The organism is Jannaschia seosinensis, assembly GCF_001408515.1.
Lineage (GTDB): Bacteria > Pseudomonadota > Alphaproteobacteria > Rhodobacterales > Rhodobacteraceae > Jannaschia > Jannaschia seosinensis.
Map to the genome: position 1 here is coordinate 1 of NZ_CYPR01000249.1, position 2032 is coordinate 2032.

The window sequence follows — 2032 nt, forward strand, 5'->3', positions numbered from 1 at the left end:
CTTGGACATCCTCGTGCAGTCATGCCGCGACACCGCGGCCGCGAAGCAGTTCATGCGCAAGCTCTTCAAGAGATGGGGCCTGCCGCGGGTGATGGTGACCGACAAGCTCGGATCCTATGCGGCGGCCAAGGCGAAACTCGCACCCGGCGTAGAGCACCGTCGCCACAAGGGGATCAACAACGCGGCAGAAGCATCGCATCGCCATACCCGCCGACGAGAGAAGGTCATGGGCGGGTTCAAGTCGCCGCGACAGGCCCAGAGGTTCTTGTCGGCCCACGATCAGACCGACGCCATCTTCCGCCCACGCCGTCACCGCCTCTCCGCCCGTTCCTATCATCACGCAAGACAGGACGCGTTCGACCTATGGGCAGACTACACGACCGAACTGTCCGCGTGAGCGGTCGCCGGCGACACTTTGCTGATCCAAATAAAATAACCTGACAATCCCCCCTCGGCATCCCCATTACGCGACCTGTCGGCTGACCCCCACGGGGGAAAGGGGAAGCTCGGCCTTCAAGCGTTCCGTGCAACAGAGCCGCGACAGACAGTCAACCTCTCTCAGGGCAACGGAAATGCAAAAGAGGCGGCCCTTGCGGACCGCCCCTCCAACCAAGCGCCAGATGGCTCTTGGGTGTGTTCAGTTCCGGGTCCTGCGCCGGCGCGCAGCCGCAATACCGCCGAGCCCTGCGATCAGCATCCAGCCTGCGGCAGGCAGCGGAACCGGAGCGACATCGATCGAGGCCACCGTGAAAGAGTCATTCCCGAACCCGTCATGCCAAAAGACGCCTTTCGCGGTGACGGATAGGGTCTGGGAGATGACACCTCCGAGAGCGAGGGTGGTGGCGCCAATGCCGGGGCCGTAGGTGAGCGTGTCGCCGTTGCCGAAGGTCAGCAGGGCGTCATCATTGTTGTCCCAGCGCCCGAAGGTGATGCTGTTCCAGATCGTGTCCTTGCCGAAGTCGAAGGTGAGCCGCTCGGAGCTGCCGATCGGGCTGCCGTCGATTTGGCCGGGCTGAAAGTCGGGGGAGCCTTTCACACCTAATCCTGCTTGGTTGTACGTGATTGAGCAGGAGGCATTCAGCAATCCGAAAGCGTCGCACGACAGGGCGGGGCCGCCGGGATTGGTCTGGCTGTTGGTATAGTCGATCGTCGCTGCGCTTGCAGCGCCGCCGATCGCGAGTCCGGCCAGAGCATAGATAAATGATTTCAACATCTCGTCTCTCTAATCATTTTTTCAAATGGGCCGAAGACCCTTATCTTCGGCGGGACCGAGAACACATGCGTTCTCTACCTCAGCTAAAATCTTAACCGTTCGTTAAGAATACGCAAGGAGTAAAGATTCGAGAAACAGACAATCCAGCCGTTTGCGACAAAATTGGGCGCTGTCAGGTTGATGGCGTCATGGAAGGCCGGTAGCTCGCTTGGATGCTGAACCTCGACGATCTCTCCCGCCTCAAGCGGCCTTGTTGCACGGAGCCTGCCGGGGGTTCACATCGCGAGTCCAGCGGCGTAGCTGGGCGACATGTCCAAGCCTGTCCCGACCCGCTACCGCACCCTGAACGGGATTGTCAGGTTATTTTATGTGGATCAGCAAAGTGTCGCCGGCGACCGCTCACGCGGACAGTTCGGTCGTGTAGTCTGCCCATAGGTCGAACGCGTCCTGTCTTGCGTGATGATAGGAACGGGCGGAGAGGCGGTGACGGCGTGGGCGGAAGATGGCGTCGGTCCGATCGTGGGCCGACAAAAACCTCTGGGCCTGTCGCGGCGACTTGAACCCGCCCATGACCTTCTCTCGTCGGCGGGTATGCCGATGCGATGCTTCTGCCGCGTTGTTGATCCCCTTGTGGCGACGGTGCTCTACGCCGGGTGCGAGTTTCGCCTTGGCCGCCGCATAGGATCCGAGCTTGTCGGTCACCATCACCTGCGGCAGGCCCCATCTCTTGAAGAGCTTGCGCATGAACTGCTTCGCGGCCGCGGTGTCGCGGCATGACTGCACGAGGATGTCCAAGACGTCGCCTTTCGCGTCGATTGC

Annotated in this window: 3 protein-coding genes; 1 reads left to right on the top strand and 2 read right to left on the bottom strand. The window is 61.2% G+C overall.

Annotation, left to right across the window (positions count from 1 at the left end):
* Positions 1-397 (top strand): DDE-type integrase/transposase/recombinase (locus tag JSE7799_RS18795; RefSeq protein WP_144431819.1); only part of this gene is annotated, 397 nt, incomplete at its 5' end.
* 240 nt (positions 398-637) lie between these two features.
* Here the strand turns inward: JSE7799_RS18795 and JSE7799_RS18800 are convergent.
* Together JSE7799_RS18800 and JSE7799_RS18805 are read right to left on the bottom strand one after the other, a co-directional pair.
* Positions 638-1213 carry a VPLPA-CTERM sorting domain-containing protein gene (locus JSE7799_RS18800; protein ID WP_055664979.1) on the bottom strand — a complete coding sequence of 192 codons (576 nt, stop codon included), beginning with the start codon at positions 1211-1213 and terminating at the stop codon, positions 638-640.
* Between the two features lie 399 nt (positions 1214-1612).
* Positions 1613-2032, bottom strand: a 420-nt coding sequence (locus JSE7799_RS18805; RefSeq protein ID WP_144431820.1) for a DDE-type integrase/transposase/recombinase, incomplete at its 5' end; no start/stop codon positions are given.